Annotated in this window: 22 protein-coding genes and 1 pseudogene; 6 read left to right on the top strand and 17 right to left on the bottom strand. The window is 72.7% G+C overall.

The features are described 5' to 3' along the window. Positions 1–20 precede the first annotated feature (20 nt). The 5 genes from ACZ6SQ_RS07835 to ACZ6SQ_RS07815 form a co-directional block, all read right to left on the bottom strand. Positions 21–1097 carry a CU044_5270 family protein gene (locus ACZ6SQ_RS07835; RefSeq protein WP_469557752.1) on the bottom strand — a complete coding sequence of 359 codons (1077 nt, stop codon included), beginning with the start codon at positions 1095–1097 and terminating at the stop codon, positions 21–23. Next, complete coding sequence (locus ACZ6SQ_RS07830; protein WP_469557750.1) at positions 1094–1765, bottom strand: RNA polymerase sigma factor; 672 nt, start codon at positions 1763–1765, stop codon at positions 1094–1096. Before ACZ6SQ_RS07830 ends, ACZ6SQ_RS07835 begins: the two co-directional genes overlap by 4 nt. A gap of 91 nt (positions 1766–1856) precedes the next feature. Continuing rightward, a complete protein-coding gene (locus ACZ6SQ_RS07825) occupies positions 1857–3119 on the bottom strand; it encodes a glycosyltransferase family 4 protein (RefSeq protein WP_469557748.1) in 1263 nt (420 codons plus the stop codon). Positions 3120–3217: 98 nt separating this feature from the next. Next, positions 3218–4867, bottom strand: a complete 1650-nt coding sequence (locus ACZ6SQ_RS07820) for a sigma-70 family RNA polymerase sigma factor (protein WP_469557746.1) — start codon at positions 4865–4867, stop codon at positions 3218–3220. 361 nt (positions 4868–5228) lie between these two features. Beyond that, entirely contained in the window at positions 5229–5783 is a 555-nt protein-coding gene (locus ACZ6SQ_RS07815; RefSeq protein WP_469557744.1) for a YciI family protein, read from the bottom strand. 111 nt (positions 5784–5894) lie between these two features. On the opposite strand from ACZ6SQ_RS07815, the gene ACZ6SQ_RS07810 reads away from it, so the two are divergent. Continuing rightward, positions 5895–7163, top strand: a complete 1269-nt coding sequence (locus tag ACZ6SQ_RS07810) for a YhgE/Pip domain-containing protein (protein WP_469557743.1) — start codon at positions 5895–5897, stop codon at positions 7161–7163. Between the two features lie 201 nt (positions 7164–7364). Here ACZ6SQ_RS07810 and ACZ6SQ_RS07805 read toward each other — a convergent pair whose 3' ends face one another. Then, positions 7365–7532 carry a hypothetical protein gene (locus ACZ6SQ_RS07805; protein ID WP_469557741.1) on the bottom strand — a complete coding sequence of 56 codons (168 nt, stop codon included), beginning with the start codon at positions 7530–7532 and terminating at the stop codon, positions 7365–7367. A gap of 208 nt (positions 7533–7740) precedes the next feature. Beyond that, positions 7741–8037 (bottom strand): annotated as a pseudogene (locus ACZ6SQ_RS07800) (Clp protease N-terminal domain-containing protein); the annotation flags it as partial. A gap of 204 nt (positions 8038–8241) precedes the next feature. Here ACZ6SQ_RS07800 and ACZ6SQ_RS07795 point away from each other — a divergent pair. Beyond that, a complete protein-coding gene (locus ACZ6SQ_RS07795) occupies positions 8242–10677 on the top strand; it encodes an FdhF/YdeP family oxidoreductase (RefSeq protein WP_469557738.1) in 2436 nt (811 codons plus the stop codon). Positions 10678–10938: 261 nt separating this feature from the next. Here ACZ6SQ_RS07795 and ACZ6SQ_RS07790 read toward each other — a convergent pair whose 3' ends face one another. After that, positions 10939–11388, bottom strand: a complete 450-nt coding sequence (locus tag ACZ6SQ_RS07790; protein WP_469557737.1) for a hypothetical protein — start codon at positions 11386–11388, stop codon at positions 10939–10941. Positions 11389–11689: 301 nt separating this feature from the next. On the opposite strand from ACZ6SQ_RS07790, the gene ACZ6SQ_RS07785 reads away from it, so the two are divergent. Beyond that, a complete protein-coding gene (locus ACZ6SQ_RS07785; protein ID WP_469557735.1) occupies positions 11690–12163 on the top strand; it encodes a carboxymuconolactone decarboxylase family protein in 474 nt (157 codons plus the stop codon). Between the two features lie 409 nt (positions 12164–12572). Here the strand turns inward: ACZ6SQ_RS07785 and ACZ6SQ_RS07780 are convergent, their stop codons facing one another. Beyond that, the gene (locus ACZ6SQ_RS07780) at positions 12573–13382 is read right to left on the bottom strand and encodes an alpha/beta fold hydrolase (protein ID WP_469557733.1); all 810 of its coding nucleotides are present in this window, start codon (positions 13380–13382) and stop codon (positions 12573–12575) included. Between the two features lie 306 nt (positions 13383–13688). On the opposite strand from ACZ6SQ_RS07780, the gene ACZ6SQ_RS07775 reads away from it, so the two are divergent. Beyond that, a complete protein-coding gene (locus tag ACZ6SQ_RS07775; RefSeq protein WP_469557732.1) occupies positions 13689–14045 on the top strand; it encodes a hypothetical protein in 357 nt (118 codons plus the stop codon). 20 nt (positions 14046–14065) lie between these two features. Further along, complete coding sequence (locus ACZ6SQ_RS07770; RefSeq protein WP_469557730.1) at positions 14066–14263, top strand: hypothetical protein; 198 nt, start codon at positions 14066–14068, stop codon at positions 14261–14263. A gap of 62 nt (positions 14264–14325) precedes the next feature. Here ACZ6SQ_RS07770 and ACZ6SQ_RS07765 read toward each other — a convergent pair whose 3' ends face one another. From ACZ6SQ_RS07765 to ACZ6SQ_RS07755, 3 genes are all read right to left on the bottom strand, one after another. Continuing rightward, complete coding sequence (locus tag ACZ6SQ_RS07765) at positions 14326–15561, bottom strand: cation:proton antiporter (protein ID WP_469557728.1); 1236 nt, start codon at positions 15559–15561, stop codon at positions 14326–14328. A gap of 4 nt (positions 15562–15565) precedes the next feature. Beyond that, positions 15566–16036 carry a cation:proton antiporter regulatory subunit gene (locus ACZ6SQ_RS07760; protein ID WP_469557726.1) on the bottom strand — a complete coding sequence of 157 codons (471 nt, stop codon included), beginning with the start codon at positions 16034–16036 and terminating at the stop codon, positions 15566–15568. A gap of 169 nt (positions 16037–16205) precedes the next feature. After that, positions 16206–17033, bottom strand: a complete 828-nt coding sequence (locus tag ACZ6SQ_RS07755) for an NmrA family NAD(P)-binding protein (protein WP_469557725.1) — start codon at positions 17031–17033, stop codon at positions 16206–16208. Positions 17034–17194: 161 nt separating this feature from the next. Between ACZ6SQ_RS07755 and ACZ6SQ_RS07750 the strand changes: the two genes are divergently transcribed. Next, positions 17195–17707: a hypothetical protein gene (locus ACZ6SQ_RS07750; RefSeq protein WP_469557724.1), complete on the top strand. Its 513-nt coding sequence runs from the start codon at positions 17195–17197 to the stop codon at positions 17705–17707. Between the two features lie 16 nt (positions 17708–17723). On the opposite strand, the gene ACZ6SQ_RS07745 is transcribed toward ACZ6SQ_RS07750, so the two are convergent. The 5 genes from ACZ6SQ_RS07745 to ACZ6SQ_RS07725 all read right to left on the bottom strand — a co-directional run bounded on the left by ACZ6SQ_RS07745 (position 17724) and on the right by ACZ6SQ_RS07725 (position 24578). Continuing rightward, the gene (locus tag ACZ6SQ_RS07745; RefSeq protein ID WP_469557723.1) at positions 17724–19412 is read right to left on the bottom strand and encodes a phosphodiester glycosidase family protein; all 1689 of its coding nucleotides are present in this window, start codon (positions 19410–19412) and stop codon (positions 17724–17726) included. Between the two features lie 505 nt (positions 19413–19917). After that, positions 19918–20952, bottom strand: a complete 1035-nt coding sequence (locus tag ACZ6SQ_RS07740; RefSeq protein ID WP_469557721.1) for a hypothetical protein — start codon at positions 20950–20952, stop codon at positions 19918–19920. A gap of 37 nt (positions 20953–20989) precedes the next feature. Then, the gene (locus tag ACZ6SQ_RS07735; protein ID WP_469557720.1) at positions 20990–21616 is read right to left on the bottom strand and encodes a hypothetical protein; all 627 of its coding nucleotides are present in this window, start codon (positions 21614–21616) and stop codon (positions 20990–20992) included. 532 nt (positions 21617–22148) lie between these two features. Next, complete coding sequence (gene rox / locus ACZ6SQ_RS07730) at positions 22149–23576, bottom strand: rifampin monooxygenase (RefSeq protein ID WP_469557718.1); 1428 nt, start codon at positions 23574–23576, stop codon at positions 22149–22151. A gap of 201 nt (positions 23577–23777) precedes the next feature. Then, positions 23778–24578 (bottom strand): VOC family protein, encoded by an 801-nt coding sequence (locus ACZ6SQ_RS07725; protein WP_469557717.1) that lies wholly within the window; start codon positions 24576–24578, stop codon positions 23778–23780. Positions 24579–24600: the final 22 nt, after the last annotated feature.

Here is a 24600-nt window from a genome sequence, read left to right as displayed (position 1 = left end):
TCTCACCGACGGCTGGTGTCTCAGCGGCCCCTGGGCACCTCCTTCATCTCGTCCACGACGGCCCGCTTCATCACGGCGCTGGTGGAGATGACCGTGCCGGGCTTGATCAGGCCGTCCTCGCCGCTGGTCCCGCTCACCTGCACGGACCGCTGGCCCAGATAGACATGGGTCTTCTTGTCGAAGATCCACTCCTCGCGCACACCGTAGTCCTCCCGGGCCACCGCGACGCCGTGCCGGCCCACCGCGTCCACCGCGTCGTTCACCACGACGACCCCGGGGATCTTCGCGGCGGCCTTGAACAGCGCCGGGTACAGCTTCGCGGGCGGGTAGCTCTCGTTGAGGAGGTCGCCGATGGTGGTGAACGCCTGCTGGTCGGGGGAGTTGCCCATCCCCTCCGTCTCCTTGTAGATCTTGGCGAGCAGTTCGTCCGGGTCGGTCGTCAGCGCGGCCAGGTAGTCGTAGGACGGGGCGTTCAGGGTGGCCTCGGGCGTATTGCCCTGCTCGTCGGGGAGGGAGAGCGTCTCGCCCTCGGGGCCCTCGTTGACGCGCGGGTCGATGAGCCAGCCCCTGGTGCCGTCGGCGGACTCCCAGATCTGACGCGTGCTCAGGTCGTGGCTGACGAGGCTGGACTTGCCGTGGTCGACCTTGACGAAGGTGCCCGTGCCCCGGCTCTCGATGTAGATGTACTGGCCGGGACCGACCTTCGGGTGGCTCTCCTCGCCCGCCGCCACGGCGATCTCGTCGACCAGCTGCGGAAGGCCCGCGGTGGTCACGGCGCCGACGGGCGTGGTCAGGGCGGGACCGGTGCCGAGGCCGCCGCCCGGCGCCTCCTGGCCCTGCGTCAGCGTCAGGGCGAAGAACGCCCCGGCGACGGCGGTGGCGATCACCGGGAGGGCGATCGCCGGGCGCATCAGCCGCTTGCGGCGCGGCTGGGCGGCGGCGGTGGTCGGGACGTGCTGTTCCTGCTGGATCTGGGCCATCAGACGCTCCTTGTGGAACTGGTGACGGCCCGCCGGCAGATCACGCGCCGTCCGCGAGAACAGCTCGGTGGCGTCCTCGTGCTCGGCCGGACTCTGCCGGGGCGTGTGCGCGTTCATCGGTTTCCTCCCTGCGCGGGCCGGACCACGTGAGTGTGATCGCCATTTGTCTGTCGAGCGGGGCGGCCGAATTCCCGGTTTCCCGGAAATTCTTTCGCGGCCCCCGCTCCGGAGGCCCGCGCCGAGGGCGCGCCCGGTGGCTCGTCCTCGGCGAGACGGCGCAGTTTCTTCCGGGCCCGGGACAGCCGGGAGGCGACCGTGCCGACCGGAATGCCGAGGGCCTCCGCGGCAGCCTCGTACTCCAGGCCCTCGCCCAGGCACAGGGCCACCACCTCGCGCTCGGTCCGGCGCAGCGCGGCCAGCGCGGTCAGGGCCTTCGTGAGGCGGCGCCGGTCGTCGACCCGCTCGGCCACCTCGTCGGCGTGGTCGGGCACCGACATCTGAGCCGCGGCGGCGGCACCGGCCGCCGCCCGGTAACGGCGGTTGCTGCGGTACTGGTTGCGCGCGGTGTTCGTCGCGATGCCCAGCAGCCACGGGCGCAGCGAGCCGCCCTCGGCGTCCACCCGGTCACGCAGCCGCCAGGCCTCCATGAAGGTGGCCGCCATGACGTCCTCGGCCGTCGACCAGTCCGCCGTCAGCCGGTAGGCGTGGTTGTACACCGCGCGGGCGTAGCTGTCGAAAAGCTCCGCGAAGGCGCTCGGATCCCCGTCCCGTACCCGGGTACGCATTTGAGTGCTCACATCCGTCAGCTGTCCGGCACCCCGGTCCGACTTCCCGTGACCTGCGTCACAGGCCCGGCGGGGTTTCCCGGCACGCGGTTCATCCCCGTGCCCTGCGCAGTATCCGGCGGGCCCGGCCCGCGGCACCGTAGGCGACATCGCGGGCGGCGAAGCCCTGGCTGACGAGAACCCGGCCCAGGCCGCCGCCCGTCGCGCGCCGGCCGTCGCCGCGCCGCGCCGCCAGCGCCTCCTCGAAGAGCAGCTCCGCGCGGGCCACCACGGGACCGGGCGCGAACCGGCGCGCGTTCTCCGCCGCCGTACGGCCCATGCGGCGGCGCCGCTCGTCGTCGCCGACGAGTTCCAGCAGGGCGGCGGCGAGCGCGTCGCGGTCCCCGACCGGTACGAGCCGGCCGTCGGCCCCGTCCCGGATGATCTCGCCCGGCCCGTAGGGGCAGTCGGTGCTCACGAAGGGCAGACCGCAGCGCATGGCCTCGACGAGGGTCATGCCGAACGGCTCGAAGTCGGAGGCGGCGGCGCCGATCGAGCCCTTGACCCACTCGGCCTCCATCGGGGACGCCACGCCCATGAGCCGGACGTTACCGGCGAGGTCCAGGTCCTCGACCAGCTGCCGCAGCCGGGGCAGTTCCTGGCCCTTGCCGTAGATGCGCAGCTGCCAGTCGGGGTGCTCGGCCGCCACCCGGGCGAACGCCTCGATCAGCAGGTCGAAGCGCTTGACCGGAACGAGCCGCCCGGCCGCCACGACAACCTTCGCGCTGCCGTCGGACACCGGCAGCACGGGGTCGGGCACGCTGTTGGGCAGGGCCGCCAGGCGCACCCCGGGCAGCAGCATCTTGCGCCGGTAGGCGGCCGCGTCCGCCTCCGTGACCGTGGTGAGCACGTCCAGGCGCCGGTAGGCGCGGCGCAGCGCGGTGCGCAGCCGGGGCGGATGGTTGTCCAGGGTGAGATGCTCCTGCCCGACCCGCACACTGCGCTCGGGCCCCTGGAGCGCGAGATGCACATTGAGGCCGGGCCGGGTGCCCACCAGCACATCGGCGTCGCTGGCCGCGAGGCATTCGGCGATCCGCCCGTCGGTCAGCTCGCTGTACTGCCGGTACCGGTACTCGGCGGCCGGGAAGACCGCCGCCGGTCTGCGGTGCAGCGGGTGGTCCCGCTCCTCGCGCAGATCCACGAGCGGCCGCAGCGCCACCCGTGGGTCCAGCGCGATCTCGGGTCTCTCCCGATGGCGCATCACGGACACGATCTCCACGTCGTGGCGGTCCGCCAGCGCCCCGGCGAGATTGAACGTCGTGCTGATCGTGCCGCCGATGCCGTACGCGTTGTGCAGCAGGAACGAGATCTTCATGCCGGTTGAGAGTGCCCGTACACCTGTCCGGTTCCCCGCCGTCGCCACGACGAACACCGGCCGGGTGGCGTGTCGTTGGGCCGAACGGCGGGCCGGTGTCACATCTTGGTGCCGAAGACCTGTGTCCACCACGGTCCGCCCGAGCCCTGGTGGACTCCGAGACCCGTCTCCTTCACCGAGCAGTTGAGGATGTTCGCGCGGTGCCCCGGGCTGTCCATCCACGACTGCATCACGTCGGCGGCCGTCTGCTGGCCGCGGGCTATGTTCTCGGCGTAGGTGCTCCAGGTGTAGCCCGCCGCCGTGATGCGGTCGCCCGGGTCCTCGCCGTCCGGGTTGGTGTGGTCGAAGAAGCCGCGGGCGGCCATGTCGTCGGAGTGCCTCTGCGCGGCCGTGTCCAGCGTGGAGTTCTGGGTGACGGGTGAGCAACCCGCCTTCGCCCGCTCGGCGTTGACCAGCGCGAGCACCTGCCCGGCGACGGAGCTCGGGGGCGCCGGGGCGGCCTCCGGAGTGACCGGGTCGGGCGCGGGGGGCGGTGTGCTGCGGGTCGGGGTGGGGGTGGGCTTCGGCCTGGGCTTCCTCGTGGGGGCCTTGGTGCTGGGCGAGGCCGAGGGGCTGGCCTTGGAGGGCGACGCCGAGGGGCTGGCCTTCGAGGGCGACGGCGAGGGGGCCGGGGCCGACAGCGCGGTGTCGGCGGGCGCGTCCTGCGCGGTCACGGGCCGGCGGGTGTCGTCGGCGTCGCCGGGTATCAGCAGGGCCGCGCTGCCGCCGCCCGCCACCAGCGCGGCCACCGCGGCCACCGCCACCCGGCGCCGACGCCGGCGGCGCAGGCTGTGCCGCTGCTGGAGACGGCCGCCGGGGGCGCCGTCGGCCAGGTCCGTGCGGTCGTGGACCAGCGGCTCCTGCCCGCCGGTCAGAGGATCGCCGTACACGCCCGCCGCCCGCGCGTCCGCCGCGAGCGCCACGTACTCCCGCGGCGACAGCGTGGCCAGTGCCCCGCCCACCGGGACCAGGGCCAGGCCGACGAGCAGACCCTCCGCCGGGGCCAGACCCACGCCGAAGCCGCCGCACACCGTGCAGTCACGGGTGTGCCGGGCGATCCGCTTGCGCCACAGCGCCGACGGCGCCCCGTCCCAGGTCGCCACCAGATCGTCGAGCAGCACACAGCGCGGCACCGCCGACAGGGCCCGCACCACGACCCGGGCCGTCTCCAGCCGCTCCTTCATCCGCTGCACCCGCACGGCGGTGTGCTGCGGGGACAGTTCCATCGCGGCCGCGACCTCGGCGCGGGTGAGCCGCCCGGCGGCCTCCAGCCACCACAGCGACAGCAGGTCCCGGTCCTCCGCGTCCATCCACCGCGCGGCCTCGGCGACCTCGCGGCGCTGCCCGGACAGCCCGAGCCGCAGGATCGTGAGCCCCTCGAAGTCGGCGCCCGGGTCCGGCACGTCGTACGCCTCGTGCAGGCCGTGCTCGGCCGGCGCGTGACGGTCCTGGCGCAGGCTGCGGACCCGGTTCATCGCGATGGCGACCAGCCAGGAGCGGAAGCCCGCGGGGTCACGCAGCGAGCCGAGCCCGTTCAGTGCGCGGATCATCGTCTCCTGAACCACGTCGTCGACGTCGGCGTGCCCGTCCAGGGCCCGGCCGACGATGTTGTACACCAGCGGCAGATAGGTCGCGACGAGTTCCTGCTGGGCCCGCCCGTCGCCCTGCTGTGCCGCCTTCACCAGCGCCACTTCGCCTTGGCTGCTCACCCTGGGACCACTCTCTTCCTCGCTCCTGCCCGCGTGGCGGCGTACACCGCACGCGGTCCGTCACAGGGGAGACCCTGCGACGGGACGCCGAATAACACAATCTTTCGAGGCGGAGAGTGAATCTTCTCCCGCCCGTCCGCTCCCGGCGCGGCCGCCCCCCTCGGACGTCACGGAAAGCGGGGGCGGTCCCGCCTGGAGATACGGGCGCGAGGACGGCTCTGATCAGCCGGATCGTGAGGGAATCGTGGAGGAGTCGCCATGAACCGGGCGAAGAAGTCGCCATGAACCGGACGGAGGAACTGGTAGGAACCGGTAGGAATCAGACGGTGGGTGAGATGTCCGGCACGGCGGGCCGCCGCCCCTACCGCCTGCCGCCGAACTCCCACGAGTACACCTCGGTCCCGGCGTACGCGTCGGCGGTGAGCACCGACCGGGCCCGGTCCGCGTCCGGCGCCCGGACCAGCGCGGCCGTGCCCAGCCAGGCCGTGCCGTCGTCCGACAGCAGCGGACCGTACGCGATCAGGTCGTCCCCGCCCGGCGGCACGGTGAGATCGACGGCCTCGCCCCGCCCGAGCCCGAGCACCAGATAGCGGTTGCCGCCGGAGCTGCCGCCGGGGAACTCCCACATCGTGCGCCCCAGCAGATTCCGCCACCGCCGCAGCAGCACGTCCCGGTACACCCCGGCCTGGTACGTGGGCTCGTCGAAGGCGAACGCGCGGGCGGCGGCCGGGTCCGGCAGGCCCACGATGTGCACGCTCCCCACCAGCGCGGCGTCGTCCCCGTCCCCGTCGAAGACCGGACCGCGCGCGATCAGCTCCTTCTCGAAACGGTCCATGTAGGACCAGTGCTCCTCGATCATGGCCTCCCGCAGCGGGAGGGAGCCTGGCCGGTCACGGTGAAAGCAGAAGAAGTCCATACCCCCGACCCTGTCCGACCGGCCCGGCTCCCTCAACGGAAATTCCGTGCGGCCGGGGCGCGGGTGCCGTCAATGCCCGGTTCGCGGCCTTCGCGCACCGACGATGACGGCATGACCTCCGCGACCCCCCAGCGCGCCGGCACCCTGCTCCGGCACGCCCAGCTCTGGCTCGTGCCGACCGTACTGAGCGGGCTGGTGGCACTGGTGCTGTCCCTGCTCTACATGGGCGGCATCCTCGATCCGAACGGCAACCTCGACCGGCTGCCCGTCGCCGTGGTGAACGAGGACCAGGGCCGGCCGCTGCCCGGCCAGCGGGAGAACCTGGGGGCGCAGATCACGGTCGCCGTCACCGGTTCCGAGGCCACCGAGGGCGTCCGCTGGAAGGTGCTGACCCGCGCGGAGGCCGAGGACGAACTCGCCTCCGGCAAGGTGTTCGGCGCGCTGGTCGTGCCACGCGACTTCACCGCGTCCGTCAGCGCCCTGACCACCTCGGGCGCGACCACCCGCCCCACCCTCACCGTGCTCACCAACCCCGGCATGGGCAGCCTCGGCTCCTCACTGGCCGCGCAGATCAACCAGGCCGCGGCCCGCGGTGCCTCCCAGAAGATCGGCGAGCAGCTCACCGCGGCCTCCCGCGCCGACGCCACGACCCGCACGCTCCTGGCCGACCCGGTGACGGTGACGACCCGGCCCGGCCATCCGATCGGCCGCCACAGCGGGCTCGGTCTCAGCGCCTTCTACTACACCCTGCTGCTGGTCCTGTCCGGGTTCATCGGCGCCAACCTCGTCAACACCGGGGTCGACACCGCCCTCGGCTACGCGGACAGCGAGATCGGGCCCTGGCACACCCGCCACCCCACCGTGCCGATCACCCGCACCCAGACGCTGGTGCTGAAGATGGTCATGACCGCGGGCATCTCCCTGCTGACCACGAGCCTGCTGATGGTCGCCACCATCGCGATCCTCGGCATGGACTCCGCCCACGAGCCGCTGCTGTGGGTGTTCTCCTACTGCGCGACCGTCGCCGTGGGCCTGGGCGTGCAGGCCATCAACGCGGCGTTCGGCGGGATCGGCCAGCTGGTGTCCATGTTCGTCTTCATCGCGCTGGCCCTGCCGTCGTCCGGGGCCACGGTCCCGCTGGAGGCGACCCCCGGCTTCTACCGCTTCCTCGGCGCCTTCGAGCCGATGCGGCAGCTCACGGACGGCGTGCGCGCCATCCTCTACTTCGACGCCCGCACCGACGCCGGGCTGGGCCGGGCCTGGGCGATGGTCGCGATCGGCTTCGTCGGCGCACTGGTCTTCGGGTTCGCCATGACCCGCTACTACGACCGCAAGGGGCTGGCCCGGCTCACCCCGCAGCCGGAGCCCGGGCACGCCTGAGCGACGCGGGCCCGCTCGAGCGACCCGAGCGCGCGTGAGGGACCCGGGCGCGGATGTGCGTCCCGGGCCCGCTCGATCGGCTCGGGCCCGGCGGCGGGCCGCCGGGGCCGGGCGTCGTGGAAGACCTTCGGCCGGGTCCTAGGTCCTGTCGTCGAACTCCTGCCTGCCCCGCGGGCGACGACGGGAGTTCGACGACAGGACCTAGTCCGCCTGCCGCTCCGCGTCCGGCGGCAGGCCCACGTCCTCGCGGTCCTCCTCGACGCGTTCCTCCAGCTGCTCCTCGTCCGGACGGCGGGGCATGCCGCGGCCGTGGCCGGTGTCCGGATCGCCCTCGACCTGCTCGTTCGACTTGTGGTGGTGCCTGCTCATCACTGTCCTCCTTCGGTTCCGGACGCCTGCCGGCCGGCGGCGTCCAACTCGCCCTTGCGGATCGTGCAGTGCAGGGAGTCGTCCGTGACATCGGCGACGATCGTGTCGCCGGGGTCGGCCTCACCGACGAGGAGCAGCTCGGCGACCCGGGTGTCCAGCTCGGTCTGGATCGTGCGGCTCCGGCGCCGCGGTCGGCGCGCCTTCGGGCGGCCGGTGCCTTCGGGGCCGCGGGGCTGCCGTCGGCGCGTGCCGCCTGCTCGATGGCGCCGCGCAGCTTTCTCACGTCCGTGTTCTCGGCGGCCGGGAACCGGCCCGCGCAGGAGTCCGAGTCGGACAGCAGCGCCGTCAGGGTGTGTTCCGGGCCGATGTACGACGCCCCGGCGGTCCGCGAGGCGTTGTACGCGGTGGCGAGAGTCCGCTTGGCCGCCGGGGTCAGGCCTGGTTCGGAGGACGGCTCGGCGGACTCCCCGGGCAGCACCTGGGCGATCCTGACGCCGAGTGCATCGCGGCGAACCGAAGGGTGAACCGAACGCCATCGACATCGCTGCTCCTGCCGGACTAGGGAACGAATTCACTCAAACCCTGCGTTTCACCGCCCGCAACCGGGGCGGAAGCGCCCCGCGGCTGCGATGGCGGCGCCTGATCGACGGTCCTAGCCTGGCCGAAAGGCGTCTACCGGACCGCTGTGCGCGGCGTAGGGGTGAGTGACGTGAGTGCTTCCCGGGCTCCCCGGCCCTCCGGATCTTCTGGTTCCTCCGGCTCGTCCGATTCCTCCGGGGCCTCCGGATCTTCCCGGTCCTCGGGCTCCGGCGGTTCCTCCGGGGCTTCCGAGGCAGTCGCCGACACGGCGGAGGAGCCGACGGGGACCCCCGTCGGCCCCAGCCCCGACGGCGAGCCCGAGTACCACCCCTACCACCACCCCGCGGCGGGCTGGGGCGCGGCGAAGAGCGTGACCCGCTTCATGGCCCGCGAGGGCGCCCTCCCGCTGGACGGCCCGCGCGCGATCCTGAAGATGAACCACGAGGACGGCGGCTTCGACTGCCCCGGCTGCGCCTGGCCCGACGACACCAAGGGCCTGCACCTCGACATCTGCGAGAACGGCATCAAGCACGTCACCTGGGAGATGACCAGCAAGCGCGTCGGACGCGGCTTCTTCGCCGCGCACTCGGTGACGGAGCTGAGCGACTGGAGCGACTACGACCTGGAGAACCAGGGCCGGCTGACCGAGCCCATGGTGTACGACCCCGACACCGACCACTACGTCCCCGTCACCTGGAAGGACGCCTTCGAACTGGTCGGCTCCACCCTGCGGGAACTGGACTCCCCGCACCGGGCGGCGTACTACACCTCGGGCCGGCTCGGCAACGAGGCCACGTTCCTCTACCAGCTGATGGCCCGCGAACTGGGCACCAACAACCTGCCCGACTGCTCCAACATGTGCCACGAGGCGAGCGGCCGGGCCCTGTACGCCGCTCTCGGCACCGGCAAGGGCACGGTCGACCTCAAGGACTGGGAGACCACCGACGCGCTGTTCATCCTCGGGGTCAACGCCGCCTCCAACGCGCCCCGGATGCTGACCGCCCTGACCGAGGCCCACCGGCGCGGCGCGGCCATCGTGCACATCAACCCGCTGGTGGAGGCCGCCGCCCGGCGCGCCATCATCCCGCACGACTTCAAGGACATGGCCACCTTCCACGCCACCCGCACCAGCAGCCTCAACCTCCAGCCGCGCATCGGCGGCGACATGGCGCTGCTGCGCGGCATGGCGAAGGCGATCCTGGAGCAGTCCGCCCACGATCCCAAGGCGCTGGACCGGGAGTTCGTCGACCGCCACACCACGGGGTTCGAGGACTACCGCCGGGTGTGCGAGAGCACGCCCTGGGCGGTGATCGAGCGTCAGTCCGGGGTCGGCCGTGACGGCATCCTCGAGGCCGCCCGCGTCTACCGCGACGCCGACCGCTCCATCTTCAGCTGGTGCCTCGGCGTGACCCAGCACGAGCACGGCGTCGACACCGTCCGCGAGATCGTCAACCTCCTGCTGCTGCGCGGGAACCTGGGCCGCGAGGGCGCCGGTCCGTCGCCGGTGCGCGGCCACAGCAACGTCCAGGGCAACCGCACCTGCGGCATCGACCACCGCCCCGAGCCCGAGTTCCTGGACCGCCTCGCCGGGATCTGCAAGATCGAACCGCCCCGCGAGCACGGTCTGGACACCGTCGGCACCATCAAGGCCATGCACACGGGCGAGGTGACGGTGTTCATCGGCATGGGCGGCAACTTCGCCCTCGCCGCGCCCGACACCCCGTACACCTACGAGGCGCTGCGCAAGTGCGAGCTCACCGTCCAGGTCAGCACCAAGCTGAACCGCAGCCATCTGGTGCACGGCAGGCGGGCGTTGATCCTGCCCTGCCTCGGGCGCACCGAGAAGGACCACCAGCGGGCGGGCGTGCAGAGCACGTCGGTCGAGGACTCGATGAGCATGGTGCACCTCTCGGTGGGCATGAAGAAGCCCGCCTCACCCCATCTGCTCTCCGAACCGGCCGTCATCGCGGGCATGGCCCGTGCAGCCCTCCCGGACAGCGAGACGCCCTGGGAGTGGTACATCGAGGACTACGACCGCATCCGCGACACCATGGCCCGCGTCCTGGACGGCTTCGAGGACTTCAACCGCCGGGTGCGGCTGCCGCTCGGCTTCCGCATCAGACAGCCTGCGCGCGAACTGGTCTTCCTCACCCCGTCCGGACGCGCCGAGTTCTCCAGCGCGCCGCTGCCCGACGTGGTCCCGGAGCCGGGCACGCTGGCCCTGGGCACCATGCGGTCGCACGACCAGTGGAACACCACCATCTACTCCGACGACGACCGCTACCGCGGCATCAGGAACCTGCGCACGCTCGTCTTCATGAACCGCGACGACATGCGCGAGCGCGGCATCGCCAAGTTCGACCCGGTCGACATCACCAGTACCGCCAGGGACGGCAGCCACCGTGAGCTGCGGGGCTATCTGGCCGTGCCGTACGACATCCCGCGCGGCTGCGCGGCCGGCTACATGCCCGAGATGAACGTGCTGTGCGCGCTGGACGACCACAGCACACAGAGCGACCAGCCGATCATGAAGCACGTGAAGGTGACGGTCGTCCCCGCCGCCTGAGCCGCCCCCGCCATCGCCTCCAGCAGTGCCCGTGGTCATCGCGCAACCTGTCGCCGAACCGCCCGCGAACGCCGCGATGTTCCTGTTCCTCACCGTGGCACGGGCGGTGAGGCCGCGGCCCGGGACGTGCTCGGGAACCTCGCCGGGCCGACCCGCTCCGTGGGCTTCCGCGCCCCCGAGGACGCCCTCGGCTGTGTCGCCGGGATCGGGGCGGAGGTCTGGCCGCGCCTCTTCGGCGGGCCGCGGCCGCGCTGACCGCGGTCAGCCCGGTTCGCGCTCGACGCCGGTGATCCGCACGGTGGTGGGTGACGCGAGACCGCCGGCGACGGCCTCGACCACGGAGGTGGACACGGACGTGGTGGCGGACTCGCCGGGCCACAGGCCGTTGACCGCGGCGACGCCGAGGGTGGTGTGCGGCACGGTGTCGCCGTGGTGCAGGTGGGAGAACTCGACCGTGACCCGGAACGAGCCCGGAGTGCTGCCCCGGTTGGTGACCCGCACCGACCGCCAGGTGCTCTGGTCCCAGCAGTCGGGGTGCGCCCGTGAGGTCACGAGGAGCGCGGTGGCCTGATCACGGGTGAGTTGTCGGCCGCCCTCGGCGAAGGGAAGGCACGGCGGGGTCCGGACGGGCGCCGGTCCGGGCGCTCCCGGGCCGGCGCACCCCGTGAGTGCGGCGCCCAGCACGACGGCGGTGAGGCGACGGGAGTTCACGAGTCGGGGATTCTGCCAGGGCGGTGACCCGGCTGCCGGACTGCCGCCGGGATACGGCCACTTGGCGCTGCGGCCCGCACGGCCGGGGCTCAGGGAGGCGCCGGGGACACCGGTTCGCTCTTCTCCCGGCGCGGTCGCCGGTTGTCCGCGAAGGCTTGCCCGCACTGATCTCCCCGTGTCGCGCCCTGGGCTCGCACGACCGCCCCGGCCCCGTGACGCGCGTCACAGGCGCCGGTCTGTCACATCGGGACCTTCTCCCGGGTCAGTGAGGTGAAGCAGCCAACGATCCGAGGAGAACACGATGGAAGCGCGTATCGACTACTACGGCAACCCGGTCGCCGCGAAGTTCGCCAAGTACATCAACTCGGCGGGCCGGGCGGTCTCCGACTCCACGCTCCCGGCGGCGACGCAGGAGCTGGTGAAGATCCGGGCCAGCCAGATCAACGGCTGCGGATTCTGCACCGACATGCACACCAAGGACGCCGCGCACGCCGGTGAGACCCAGACGCGGCTGAATCTGATCGCCGCCTGGCGCGAGACGACCGTCTTCACCGACGCCGAGCGCGCCGCCCTGGAACTGACCGAGCAGGGCACCCGTATCGCGGACGCGGCCGGCGGGGTCGGCGACGAGGCGTGGGCCGAGGCGGCCAAGCACTACGACGAGGATCAACTCGCCGCGCTGGTGTCGCTGATCGCCCTGATCAACACCTACAACCGGATGAACGTGATCGTCCGGCAGCCGGCGGGTGACTACCGGCCGGGCCAGTGGGGGTGACCCCGGCGGCGGGGTCTGTCCGGCTTCCTGGCACTATCTGTGGACAGGGAGCCGGTGATGTCGGTGGCGGACCGTAGGCTGTCCCGCACAGCGCAGTTACGACTTCGCTGATCCGATGATCCGAGAGGCAGGCCGAATTCACCGTGTTCCTGGAAACCCCCATCTACAGCCGCCTCGTTGCCGAACGAGGCGACATCCCCGCCCAGGTGAGCGGTGAAGCCGACCGGCTGATGCGTGAGTTGGCCCGGGTCATACCCCCGATGTCCCCGCCAGGACACCCCGGTCAGCAAGGCAGACCAGGACCCTGGGCGGCAGGGGCGCCGACCGGGCCGTGACGCACGGGGGGTGACGAGGATCTCCTGGCCGGCCACCTCGGCCGGCCATCGGCCCCCGTCGGAAGGGCCCTGGGTCAGGGGCTGTCCGGCAGCCCGTCCACGAAGTCCGCGACGAGCGCGGCGACGGTCTCCGGGCGTTGCAGATGGAGGTCGTGCCCGGTGTCCGGCACACAGACGGAAACCGTCGACGGCCGCAGCCGGAGCATGGTGTCGTACTCCCGGGCGGGGATGAAGCTCGACCGGGCCAGCACCAGCAGAGCGGGACAGCCGACCCGTTCCCACTCGGCGACGAAGGACCGCCGGCCGAGTTCGGCCAGCGAACGGATCAGCACCTCCGGGTCGAAGCGCGGCCACCAGCCGCCGTCCCGCTCCTGAAGGCCGCCCGCCCAGCCTTCGCCCAGGAGACCGCCGCCGAAGTACTGCACGGCCACCTCCCGTGACCGGAACGGCACCGGCCAGGAGCGCAGCCACGCGCCGAGCTGGATCGGCACCGAGGGATCGGGCTCGCCCGCCCCGGCCTCGACCAGCACCACACCCCGCACGGCCTCCGGACGCTCGGCCGCGGTGAGGAACGCGGTGTGCCCGCCCAGCGACTGACCGACCACCACCGGCGCGCCCAGGCCCAGCTCGTCCGCCACGGCCACGACGTCGGCGGCGTACGCGGCGCGGGACACGTCCTCGGGCCGCTGCTCGGAGGCGCCGTGCCCGCGCTGGTCGAGCGCGACGACCCGGTACCGGGGGCTCAGCAGCGCGGCCGTCGCGTCCCACTCACCCGCCTGACCGGCGAGCCCGTGCAGCAGCAGAACGGCGGGCCCGTCCCCGCCCCAGTCCCGGCAGACCAGCCGCACACCGTCCCGCACGACCACGCGCTCGTCCCACGCCACCGTTCGCCCCCTCCTCACGGCACACCGGCCGAGATCGTCTCACGCGAGCCGAAATCCCGCATGGACGGCGCCCGTTGGTGTGTCAGGTCCGCCACGGCGGGGGCGCCGCACCCGTGACGAGCCCGGCCGGGTTTTGGTGCGGGGCGGCCCGTCGAGGGTGTTCCCGACATTTATGAAGACGCCTGCCGGAAATCCACGGAATTCGCACACGGAAAAGGCACGCAGTCGACGGGAACGGGCGTTTGGTGTTCGCGGAACCAGGCAGGAGGGAAGGCAGAACTCCCCTACAGATCGGAATTCCACACCGTGAGCAACTACGACCCGGTCGACGGACAGTGGACCTACCACCGTCCCCCACCACCTCCGGAGCACGCCGACCGGCGCCCCGACACCGCACGCCGGACGGCCCTGGCCATCCGCACCGTCGCCGACATAGCCGCCGGTCTGCTGGTGCTGTGGATTCTGCTCTTCCTGCTCGACGCCAATCGGGCGAACGTGTTCGTCGATTTCGTGCGGGGCACCGCCGACTGGCTGGCCTGGTGGTCGCAGGACATTTTCACGATGGACACAGAAGGCCTGCGGGTCATCCTCGATTATGGACTCCCGGCTCTTATGTACGCCCTCGTGGGTCACGGCATGGCGGCCCGGCTCAACCGGGCCTGAAAGTGACGGAAGGGCCGACCATGACACGCGGCACCACGGGAGACGCCCCGATCTACGACGACCTCGTACGCGAGTACGGCGATGTCGTCGCGGCGGCACGGTGGGCGGCCGACCGCCTCGAGTACGAGGCGGCCGGCGTGCTGGGCGGACAGTACGTGCCCCGGCAGCTGTTGCAGCAGGCGGGCGGAGAGGGGCCGGGAGGTGCCGTGCGTCAGTAGGCCCGTGCGCGGGGCCGGGTGCCGGCGGTCCGGGCGCCCGGGCCCCGGCGCGGCTCAGCGGCTCAGCGGTGCCGGTCCGACTCGGCGAGTTCCGCCTCGGGCAGGCTCTCGGGGACGGCCGACTTCGGCTGTGCGGCCGCGCGGCGGTTGGCCAGCCAGGTGACGAACGGCTCGGTGTAGCGGGCGGTGAGCGGTCCGACGATCACCAGGATCAGCACATACGCCGTGGCCAGCGGGCCGAGGGACGGCTCGATCCCGGCCGTCACCGCGAGCCCCGCGATGACGATGGAGAACTCGCCGCGGGCGACCAGGGTGCCGCCCGCGCGCCAGCGCCCCTTGGGGGAGATCCCGGCGCGGCGCGCGGCCCAGTACCCCGTGGCGATCTTCGTCCCCGCGGTGACCACGGCGAGGGCGAGGGCGGGCAGCAGCACCGGCGGAATGGTCGACGGGTCCGTGTGCAGACCGAAGAACACGAAGAACACGGCGGCGAACAGGTCGCGCAGCGGGGCCAGCAGGTTGTGCGCGCCCTCGGCGACCTCGCCGGACAGCGCGATGCCGACCAGGAACGCCCCGACGGCGGCGGAGACCTGCAACTGCTGCGCGATACCCGCCACCAGCAGCGTCAGCCCGAGCACCACCAGCAGCAGCTTCTCCGGGTCGTCGCTGGAGACGAAGCGGGAGATGTGGCGCCCGTAGCGCACCGCGAGCACCAGCACCAGCGCGGCCGCGCCGAGCGCGACGGCCAGCGTGACACTGCCCGCCGCCAGACCCGCACCGGCCAGCAGCGCGGTGAGGATGGGCAGATAGACCGCCATGGAGAGGTCCTCCAGCACCAGGATGCTGAGGATCACCGGGGTCTCCCGGTTGCCCAGCCGGCCCAGGTCGCCGAGCACCTTGGCGATCACCCCGGACGAGGAGACCCACGTCACCCCGGCGAGCACCACCGCGGCCACCGGACCCCAGCCGAGGAGCAGGGCCATCGCGGCCCCCGGCAACGCGTTCAGGGCGCCGTCGACGAGCCCGGCCCGGTACTGGGTCCTGAGATTGGAGACCAGATCGCTGGCCGTGTACTCCAGCCCGAGCATCAGCAGCAGCAGGATCACGCCGATCTCGGCGCCGATCGCCACGAACTCCTCGCTGGAGCCCAGCGGCAGCAGCCCGCCCTCGCCGAACGCGAGCCCGGCCAGCAGATAGAGGGGGATCGGGGAGAACCGGAAGCGCGCGGCGAACCGCCCCAGCAGACCGAGGCCGAGGATGATCGCGCCGAACTCGATCAGGAAGACAGCGGAGGAATGCATCCGGTCACTCCCGCCCGAGTATCGCCGCGGCCGCGTCCACGCCCTCGCGGGTACCGATCACGATCAGCGTGTCGCCGCCCGCCAGCCGGAAGTCCGGCCCCGGTGACGGAACCGCCTCGGCCAGCCGCAGCACGGCGACGATCGACACCCCGGTCTCCGTGCGCATCCGGGTCTCCCCGAGCAGCCGGCCGTTCCAGTGCGAGACCGCCGACAGTTCGACCCGTTCGGCCACCAGGCCCAGTTCGGTCGTCGAGAGCAGATTCGGGCTGTGGTGTGTCGGCATCAGCGCGTCGATCAGCGTCTCCGCCTCACCGGAGGACAGCCGCACGGACAGGGCGCAGGCGTCCGGGTCGTCGTCGCGGTACGCGCTGAGCGTGCGGGTCCCGTCCCGGTGAGCCACGACGGACACCCGGCGCTGCTCCTTGGTGGTCAGGTCGTAGCGGACCCCGATGCCGGGCAGCGGCGTACTGCTCATGCGGGGAGCACCCACGGCTTTCCTCCTGTCTGGCTGGGCGTTTGACCGATTCTTGGCGAAGCGATCAGTGACACTTTAACCGGATGGTCCGACCGGCCCCGGCGCAACAGGTCTGATCACGCACTGAATCGGAAGTCACCCCTCCGCGACTCGCCCGCCACGGGCGAGCTCAGCCCGTGGCCTCCGCCGTGCGGAAGCGCTCCGCGTGTTCGGTCACCCACTCGGTGAACGTGCGCGCGGGCCGGCCGGTGATCCGCTCGACGGTGTCGACGACCGTCGAGGCCTCCTCGGGCGGATCGGCGTACCAGCCGATGACGTAGTCCGCGTCGGCGCGGGACACACCGGTGGCCATCAGCCGCTCCACGGCCTGCTCGTGGGTGATCGGGGCGAAGGCGATGCCCCGGCCTACGGCCCCGGACAGGATCGCGATCCGGTCGCGCGTCGTCAGCGCCTCGGGCCCGGTCAGGTTGTGCGCGCGGCCCGCGTGGCCGTCCTCGAGCAGCGCCGCGGCGGCGACGGCCCCGATGTCCGCCTCGTGCACGAGCGCGCTCGGCAGGTCGTAGGGCTCGCGGACGACGCCCTCGCTGTGGATCGAGTCGAGCCAGGTGAGCGTGTTGGACATGAACTCCTGGGGCTCCAGGCGTGTCCACTCCACCCCCGACGCCGCCACGGCCTCCTCGACCGGTCCCACCCAGCCGCCCCACAGCACGGTGATGCGCCGCACGCCCGCGTCCACCGCGCGCCGCACCAGCTCGGGCCCGGCCTCGGTGAGCCCGGCCGTCACGGTGATGTGCAGCCGGTCGGCGCCGTCCAGCGCCGAGTCCAGTGTCTCCGGAGCGGTGTGGGTGCCCGCCACCGCTTCCACCCCGGCCGGGAACGTCCCGGCGGCCCTGGCCGGATCCCGGGTCAGCGCCCGGACTCGCTCACCCCGGCGGGCCAGTTCGGCCACCACATGCCGGCCCGTGTTCCCTGTGGCCCCTGTGACCAACGTCGTCACTGTCGGCTCCTTTCGTCACCGAGGACGCTACGAACTCAACCGCGCTCGAGGTCAAGGTCGTTCGGGCGGGGCTCAGATTTGGCTCAGATCCTCCCGCAACCGTCCGCCCCGGACACGCCGACGGCCTAGCGTGACCCTTGTCGATCACTGTGGAGGTGACTGTGGGCATCGTGAACCGCGGCGGGCGTGCGGCTGTCCGGCTGCTGCCGGTACTCGCCCTGGCGGCCTGTACGTCGACGTCGGTCTCGACGTCGCCGGCGTCGTCGACCTCGGCACGCCCGCCCACCGCCGACGTACGCTCCGGCGCCCCGACCACGACGGCGCCCGCCCGCAAGCCCGTCGAGGTCGAACTCCCCACCCTCGACGCGGGCCAGATACTGGCCGGGCAGCAACGGCCCACGCGCGGCAACGCCGTCTTCGAATACGGTGCCGGCCCGCGTGGCAAGGCGCTCGTCGTGGTCGTGAGCTGCCGGGGCGAGGGCAAGATCACCGTGGCCCTCCCCGGGATGCGGACGTGGTTCGACCACACCTGCACCCCGGGGGAACCGGCCCTCGTCCAGAACGAGTTCGCCGTGGCGGGCACACACCGGCCCGGCAGCGTCTCGGTGCGCGCTTCCTCCACGGTCACCTGGTCCGCGGCGGTGGGCCGGGGAGAGCCCACCGAGACGGACTAGGACTTCTCCTCGGCGGTCACCGCGGCAGGAGCACGAGCGCGTCACCGTCGGGGCGCTCGCCCGTCGCGTCGCTGGGGCGGCCCTGGAGCCTGTTCCCGACGATCATGGCCGTCGAGCCGCCGCCGTCGAGGTTCACGGCGTTCACCGCGCCGAGGGCCCGCATGACCGCCGCGGTCTCGGGGACCGTCAGACCGGCGCTGTGGCCGGGCCGGCGTCCGTCGGCCGTGAGCAGGACGATCCGTCCGTCCACGGTGGTGCCGGCCGCGGTGCGCGGATTGCGGCGCAGATACCAGGCGTTGTACAGGCTGGCGCGCTCCGCGCCCTCGATGGTCTCGGGGCTCCAGCCGTCCCGCACCGGGTCGAGGGCCGTCCGGTTGTTGCGCAGCAGCAGCGGAGCGCCGTTGACGACGGAGGTCTGCGAGGTGAGCGGCACGCGCGCCCCCGTCGTGGCGTCGGTCACCGCGCGGTTCAGTGTCATCCTCGTTCCGACACGGGCGTGGGTGCGCAGCCACTCGACCGCGGAGCCCGTGCCCTGGAGCAGGGTGCCCCGTGCGGGCACGGCACCGCCCCGGCTCGCCCGGACCGCGGTCACCTTGCCCGCGGCGTCCAGGGTGACCTGGTAGCCGCTGCCCTCCGGCGCGACCTTGCCGAACTTCGGTGTGACGGCGACGAGTTCGTTCCTGTTGCCGCAGGTGTAGTCCTGGGCGGGGTGCGAGAAGGGGGTCGCGGTCCCGACGCCGCCGCAGTTGACGATCAGCCCCGACTGCCGGTTCAGGCCCGTCACCAGCCGCGTCGCGCCGTCCGCCGATCGGACCGTGACCTTGGTCCTGAGCCTGCGCACCGAGGTGCCCTTGCCGGAGACGGTCGGCACGATCAGCGCGGGCCGGTCGTTCACGGCCTCCGAGACCAGGTCGCCGTCGCTCACCGCGATGCCACCGAGGTCGCCGTCGGTGCCGGCCAGCCAGTTGCCGGGGGTCGTCTTTCCGCTGCCGATGACGAAGAAGCCGCCGTTGACCGCGGCGAGGGCGCCGGTGCGCTTCGCCATCGAGCTGGTGGTCTCCCGGCCCGGCACGATCCCGTTGGCCACCTCGGAGCGCAGCCGGCCGCGGAATCGCGTGGGGTCGACGATCAGCACGTCCAGCGACCAGGGTCCCGTGGTGGTGTGGCCGTCCTCGCTGGTGTGCTGCACGGACGCCTTCAGACCCCTGGCCGTCATGTCGCGTTTGGTCTGGTTCGCGGCGTCCTGGGTGGTGTACCGGCCCACCCGGACCGACCAGCCGAGCGGCTTGTCGAGCGGGCCCCGGGGGTCGGGCCCGGCGGTGCGGTCGCGGCGCGGCGTGTACCCGGCGGCGCGGACCTCGGCCTCCACCTCCGCCAGCTGCGCCTCGGTCCGGCCGAAGCCGGCCGTGACGGTCCAGAAGTCGTCCGCCGACACCTTGCCGCGCTCGATCGCCACATGCGTGAGGCCCGGGGCGATCTGACGGGTGGTCCGGGTCTCCGGCAGCGAAGCCGGGCCCAGCGGCAGCTTCGCGGCGGCGGCCGCCGCCGCGACGGGCCGCGCGGCGGGACGGGCCGGCTGTCCGGGGGACCCGGACCGGTGATCCTTCTCGGACTGCGTGGCCACCGAGGTGGCCATCGTGCCGGCGACCAGGGCGACGGTGATCGCCCCACCGATCAGTCCACGGCGTGCCATTCGGTTGCTCATGCGACATGCCCTTTCGCTCAAGGGAAGTTGCTGCGACCGTGCCCGGCGCGTGTGTCGCGGAGTCGGCCGTCCACCCGCGGTGCGGTTACGGCGGAGTGGCGGTACGGATGCCGCGCCGACCTGGCGGTTCGGCGCGGGCACGGCTGAGGACCGCCGTGGCTCGCCGAGGCCCGGGAGGGCACGCGAAAGGAGCGGTTGCAGGAGGGACAGCGGTGGGGGCGAGGCGTGGGCGGGGCCCGGGTGACCGGGGCCGGGTGACCGCGACCGCGGTCAGGGGGCGGCCGCGACCGCGTCCGGCGGGGCGCGCGGGACGGCCGGTCCCGGCCGCGGAAGGCCGGTGGCCGTCGCGGAGGGGAGTCGCCCCGGCGCGCGCCTCAGGTTCAGGCGCGTGAACGGTCGTCCTGGCATCCGGACATCGGTCCGGCTGCCGGCCGGCCCTGCTCACGGCTCGCCGCGGGGCGCCTTCGTCAGGCGCAGTAGCGGGAGTTCCGGTCGCGCGTCTTCGTCAGGCGCAGGCGCGGGAGTCCCGGTCGCGCTGCACCTTCAGCGCGGCGACCTGGACGGAGTCGGGTGGCAGTGCTGGCGAGGCGATGCCGTGGGGATGACCGTCCCCGGAGTCGATCAGGGCCGGGCCGCCCTCGTACCCGTTCGCGGAGAGCAGGTAGTCGGCCCAGTTCCTGGGGAGGAACAGCGCGATCACGCGGCCCTTGAGGTACTGGTCGGCGTTGCCGAGCCGGATGACCTTCGACCACGGTGTGCGCCGGTCCGACGGGAGGACGTCACCGTCGGCCGGGCCCATGAGGTTGTACCTCCGGTCATGGGTGTAGCGGACGGCGAACCACAGGCGCTTGCCCTCGGGCACCCGGGCGGTCCCCGTGAGACGGGCGCAGTGCGCCACCTTCACATAGGCGTCGCCCTGCGGCGCCGGATCGGTGAAGACCACGGCGGCGGCGTCGGCCGCCCTGCCGCCGGTGCCGCCCGGGGAGGGCGGGACGCCCGGCACAGTCGCGCCGCCGCCCGAGGCGCCGCCGGAGCCGCCCTGCGTGTGTCCTTGTCCCTGCCCGTCGCCGTGGTTGTCGCCGTCGCCGTGGTCGCCGCTCGGGCCGGGCGAGGCGGCCAGGCCGGTGGCCGACGCGGTGCCGCCGGTGGGACCCGGGGACGCGATGTCGGGCGTACCACCGGCCTCGGTCTCCGCCGCCGACGCGCTCGCGGGTGCCCGGCTGGCGGGGCCGGGGGCCGCGTCGCCCGTCCGCTGGTCGGGCCGCGGCAGCGCCGAGGAGTCGTCGTCGGGGCCGGGGGCGAGCAGCAGACCGGTCAGTGACGCCACGGCCACCAGCAGGAGGCAGGCGAGCAGGGCGTACCGGCGGCGGGTCCGGTGGACGGCCCTCGCCCGGCCGGAACCGCGGTCGCCGGGAGGCGCGGTGAGGACCACCGTGGGCAGTTCCATCTCCGACGGCTGTGCCGGTGCGGACAGCGGGTCCTGGTTCGGGGCGGGGGAGCCCGCCGTACCTCGGGCGTCATGCCGGGTGGGGCCGGACATAGTGCCTCCTGTGCCGAAGGTGACCGGTGGTGGGCGTTCAGCAGTTGGTGTCGCCCTGGGAGCGCCGGACGGTGACGCTGTCCATGTGCCGCTCGTCGGAGCCCGGGGGAAGGGCGATGTTGAACAGACCCGCGGCCGAACCGGTTCCGTCCTGCTTCTGGAGCAGCGGCCGGTTCCGGCTGTCGGTGATGCCTCTGAGGTACTCGGCCACGTCGGCGGGCACGGGCACGGCGACGACCTCGAAGGTCCGGCCGCCCTCGGTGACTCCGCCCAGCTGGGCCGTGGCCCGCCATCGCCCGGTGGCGGGCGAGACACTGGCCTCGACGTACAGTCCGTAGCGGCTGTCGGTGTCCGTGTGCCCCGCGAGCCACAGCGTGTAGTCGGGCGCCAGCCGGGCCGTGCCCCGGAACTCCTGGCACTGCTCCACCTCGACCTGTACGCCCCTGCGCGTGGTGGGCTGCTCGATCGTCACCGAGGAGACGGGCGCGGCGGGGGACGCGGAGCTGGGGGCGGGGGTGGGGCTCGGGCCGGGGGTGGTCCGGTCCGGGGACGGTGAAACGCTGTGGTCCGGGGCGGCGTTGTCGCGGAACCAGTCCGCGGGGCTGCCCCCGTTCAGCAGGGCGACGGCCGTCAGGAGCGCCGCCGCGCCGCCGAGCCCGCCCACCAGGGCGAACGATCGGACCGGCCTGCTCAGATCGGTGTCCGGGGGAGTGCCGTCCGGCCCGGGCCGAGCGGTCGAACGGCCGTCGTCCCCGGAACCTGGGCCCCGGGGACTGCCGCCCGGTGCGGGAGTGGGGTCCGCACCGGGCGTTCCCGTGGTGCCGGTCGTTCCCGGAGTCCCGTTCGCGGACGGCGCTCCGCCGGGGCCTGATGTCGGTTCGGGTGGAGTGCCGGGCGGCGTGGACATGGGTCTGACCCTCCGGTCCGGGCCCCAGGGCCCGGGGTGCGACGCCGGCTCGGCCGGAATCGGTGTGACGGGTCTGGATGATGCTCACGGGCCACAAGGGCCAAACGCCGCATGACCGTTCATCGCGGCATTCATCTGGATTCAGTCCGCTCGACCGCCCGGAACGGATCGCATCAGCTGTCGGATCGTCAAATACACCTGCTCCAGGCGCAGTTCACCTACGCGGAACGCACTCCGCCGCCACCCGGTCCTGCCGTACGCCACCCGGTCACCGTCCGGCCGGGCGCGTTCAGCTCGCTGCGCCGAACCACCTCGACAACGCCGCCGGCAGTTCCCGCGGGTCGTCACCGGCCCATGCCACATGTCCGTCCGGCCGCAACAGCACGGCGGGTACGTCCAGTTCCTCGCTGACGTCGACGACATGGTCGACCCGGTCCGCCCAGCCCGCCACGGAGAACCCGCCCGTCCGGTCGAGCAGCAGTCCGCGGCCTGTGTGCAGCCGGTCGTAGAGGCTGCCCCGCTTCAGCGGCAGGTCCTTCAGCCGGCGGCCGAGCAAGGGGTGGCCCTCGCCGAAGTCGTAGCGCACCGAGATCGCGGTGATCTTCTCGATCAGGTACCGGTTCACTTCCTCGAACTCCATCAGCTCGGCCAGCAGCCTCCGTACCGCCTGCGCGCCCGGTTCGGTGGACAGCAGCTGCATCTGGGCGCGCGTGTTGTCGAGCACGGCGGCCGCCACCGGGTGCCGCTCGGTCTGATACGTGTCCAGCAGCTCGTCCGGCGCCCAGCCGTCGACCTCGGCGGCCAGCTTCCAGCCGAGGTTGAACGCGTCCTGGATACCGAGGTTGAGGCCCTGCCCGCCGGTCGGCGGATGGATGTGCGCCGCGTCGCCCGCCAGCAGCACCCGGCCCACGCGGTAGCGCTCGGCGAGCCGCGTGGCGTCGCCGAAGCGGGACATCCAGCGCGGGGCGTGCACACCGAAGTCGGTCCCGGCGGTGGCGCGCAACCGCTCCGCGAACTCCTCCAGCGTCGGCGCGGCCGAACGGTCCTCGGCCAACCCGTCGGCGGGCACGACGATCCGGTACACCCCGTCGCCGAGGGGCATCGCGCCGAACCGCCCCTGGGTCCGGCGGACTTCGGCCATGACGGCCGTCAACTCCTCCTGCGAGGCAGTCACCTTCATCTCGCCCAGCAGGGTCTCGACCCGGGCGGGCTCCCCGGGGAAGGCGACGCCCAGCAGCTTGCGCACCGCGCTGCGGCCGCCGTCGCAGCCGACGACCCAGCGCGAGCGCAGGGTTGTGCCGTCGGCCAGGGCGACGGTCACGCCCTCCTCGTCCTGGCTCAGCCCGGTCACCTCGCGGCCCCGCCGGATCTCGGCGCCGAGCTCGACCGCGCGCTCGGCCAGCAGCCGGTCGGTGTCGGTCTGCGGGATGCCGAGGACATACCCGTGCATGGTGTCGAGCCGCTCGGGCCACGCCGTGGTGATCCCGGCGAAGAAGCCGCCGACCTCGTACTTCCGGCCGAGCGCGAGGAACCGCTCCAGCAGACCGCGCTGGGCCAGCACCTCGATGCTGCGGACGTGCAGTCCCAGCGCGCGGACGTAGGGGGCGGGTTCGGTGTCCTTCTCCAGCAGGAGCACGCGCACACCGTGCAGCCGCAGTTCGCTCGCCAGCATCAGGCCCGTCGGGCCGGCGCCGACCACGATCACATCGGTCTTCATCACACCACTCATTTCCGCAGGTCCGGGCTTCGGCCCGGAGATTCTGCGGCATGAGCGGGGCCTTGCCGCAAGGCCCCCCACGCGCTATAACTTGAGGGTGGCAAGGAGCGTGTGCGCTCCTTGCCTTCGTCATTTCCGGGCCCTGCGCGTCCGACGGGCTCGGTGTGTGCGAGGCCCCGGCTCGAAGCGCCCGCGTACCACTCAGCCGGCGGTCGGCTTCAGCAGCACGAAGTCCGCGTTCGACGGGTCGAGGCAGACGGCGAGCCGTCCGACGCCCTCGAAGTCCGCCGGACCCATCTGCGTACTGCCGCCGCCGGCGACGACCCTGGCGACCGCCGCGTCGCAGTCGTCGACGTTGAACACCGGGTGCCAGTAGGGCTTGCCGCCGTTGAGGGACAGATCCTCCGCGGTCATGCCCATCACTCCGCCGTGCATCCGCTCCTCCGGCTGCCCGGCCGGGGTGATCATGGAGTACGCGCCCGCGCCGCCCGGCAGTTCCATGTCGCTGTACCACCAGCCGAGGACGTCGCCGTAGAACTTCTTCGCGCCGTCCGCGTCCGTGGTGTACAGCTCCGTCCAGGACAGTGAGCCCGGGGCGTCGACCAGTTCCACGCCCTTGCTGGTACCGGGCTGCCAGACGGCGAACTGGCCGCCGAGCGGGTCGCTGTACTGCGCCATCCGGCCCCATTCCTCGAGGTCCATCGGCGGTACCCGCACCGTGCCGCCCGCCTTGGTGACGGCCTCCGTCGTGGCGTCCGCGTCGGCGACGCTGTAGTAGATCATCCAGGCGGAGCGGGCACCCTCCTCGGTGAGTTTGCCGAGCCCGGCGACGATCTTGCCGTCCTTGCGGAACATCCCGCCTTCCATGTCCTCGCCGCCGCCCTCCATGGGCTCGTACTCCCAGCCGAGCACCGCGGAGTAGAAGGCCGCCGTGGCCGGCACGTCGGGCGTGCCGAGGTCGAGGAAGCAGGGCGAGCCGGGGACGTAGTCGGTCGTGATCATGGCGATTCCCTTCGCAGATCCT

The organism is Streptomyces sp. NPDC048600, assembly GCF_055587025.1.
This window is presented reverse-complemented; position numbering and strand designations above follow the sequence as displayed.

Excerpts from the sequence above, each read along its gene's own strand:
- ACZ6SQ_RS07835 (WP_469557752.1), bottom strand. The coding sequence starts at position 1,097 with ATGAACGCGCACACGCCCCGGCAGAGTCCGGCCGAGCACGAGGACGCC.
- ACZ6SQ_RS07830 (WP_469557750.1), bottom strand. The coding sequence starts at position 1,765 with ATGCGTACCCGGGTACGGGACGGGGATCCGAGCGCCTTCGCGGAGCTT.
- ACZ6SQ_RS07825 (WP_469557748.1), bottom strand. The coding sequence starts at position 3,119 with ATGAAGATCTCGTTCCTGCTGCACAACGCGTACGGCATCGGCGGCACG.
- ACZ6SQ_RS07815 (WP_469557744.1), bottom strand. The coding sequence starts at position 5,783 with ATGGACTTCTTCTGCTTTCACCGTGACCGGCCAGGCTCCCTCCCGCTG.
- ACZ6SQ_RS07810 (WP_469557743.1), top strand. The coding sequence starts at position 5,895 with ATGACCTCCGCGACCCCCCAGCGCGCCGGCACCCTGCTCCGGCACGCC.
- ACZ6SQ_RS07805 (WP_469557741.1), bottom strand. The coding sequence starts at position 7,532 with ATGAGCAGGCACCACCACAAGTCGAACGAGCAGGTCGAGGGCGATCCG.
- ACZ6SQ_RS07785 (WP_469557735.1), top strand. The coding sequence starts at position 11,690 with ATGGAAGCGCGTATCGACTACTACGGCAACCCGGTCGCCGCGAAGTTC.
- ACZ6SQ_RS07770 (WP_469557730.1), top strand. The coding sequence starts at position 14,066 with ATGACACGCGGCACCACGGGAGACGCCCCGATCTACGACGACCTCGTA.
- ACZ6SQ_RS07765 (WP_469557728.1), bottom strand. The coding sequence starts at position 15,561 with ATGCATTCCTCCGCTGTCTTCCTGATCGAGTTCGGCGCGATCATCCTC.
- ACZ6SQ_RS07760 (WP_469557726.1), bottom strand. The coding sequence starts at position 16,036 with ATGAGCAGTACGCCGCTGCCCGGCATCGGGGTCCGCTACGACCTGACC.
- ACZ6SQ_RS07745 (WP_469557723.1), bottom strand. The coding sequence starts at position 19,412 with ATGAGCAACCGAATGGCACGCCGTGGACTGATCGGTGGGGCGATCACC.
- ACZ6SQ_RS07740 (WP_469557721.1), bottom strand. The coding sequence starts at position 20,952 with ATGTCCGGCCCCACCCGGCATGACGCCCGAGGTACGGCGGGCTCCCCC.
- rox (WP_469557718.1), bottom strand. The coding sequence starts at position 23,576 with ATGAAGACCGATGTGATCGTGGTCGGCGCCGGCCCGACGGGCCTGATG.
- ACZ6SQ_RS07725 (WP_469557717.1), bottom strand. The coding sequence starts at position 24,578 with ATGATCACGACCGACTACGTCCCCGGCTCGCCCTGCTTCCTCGACCTC.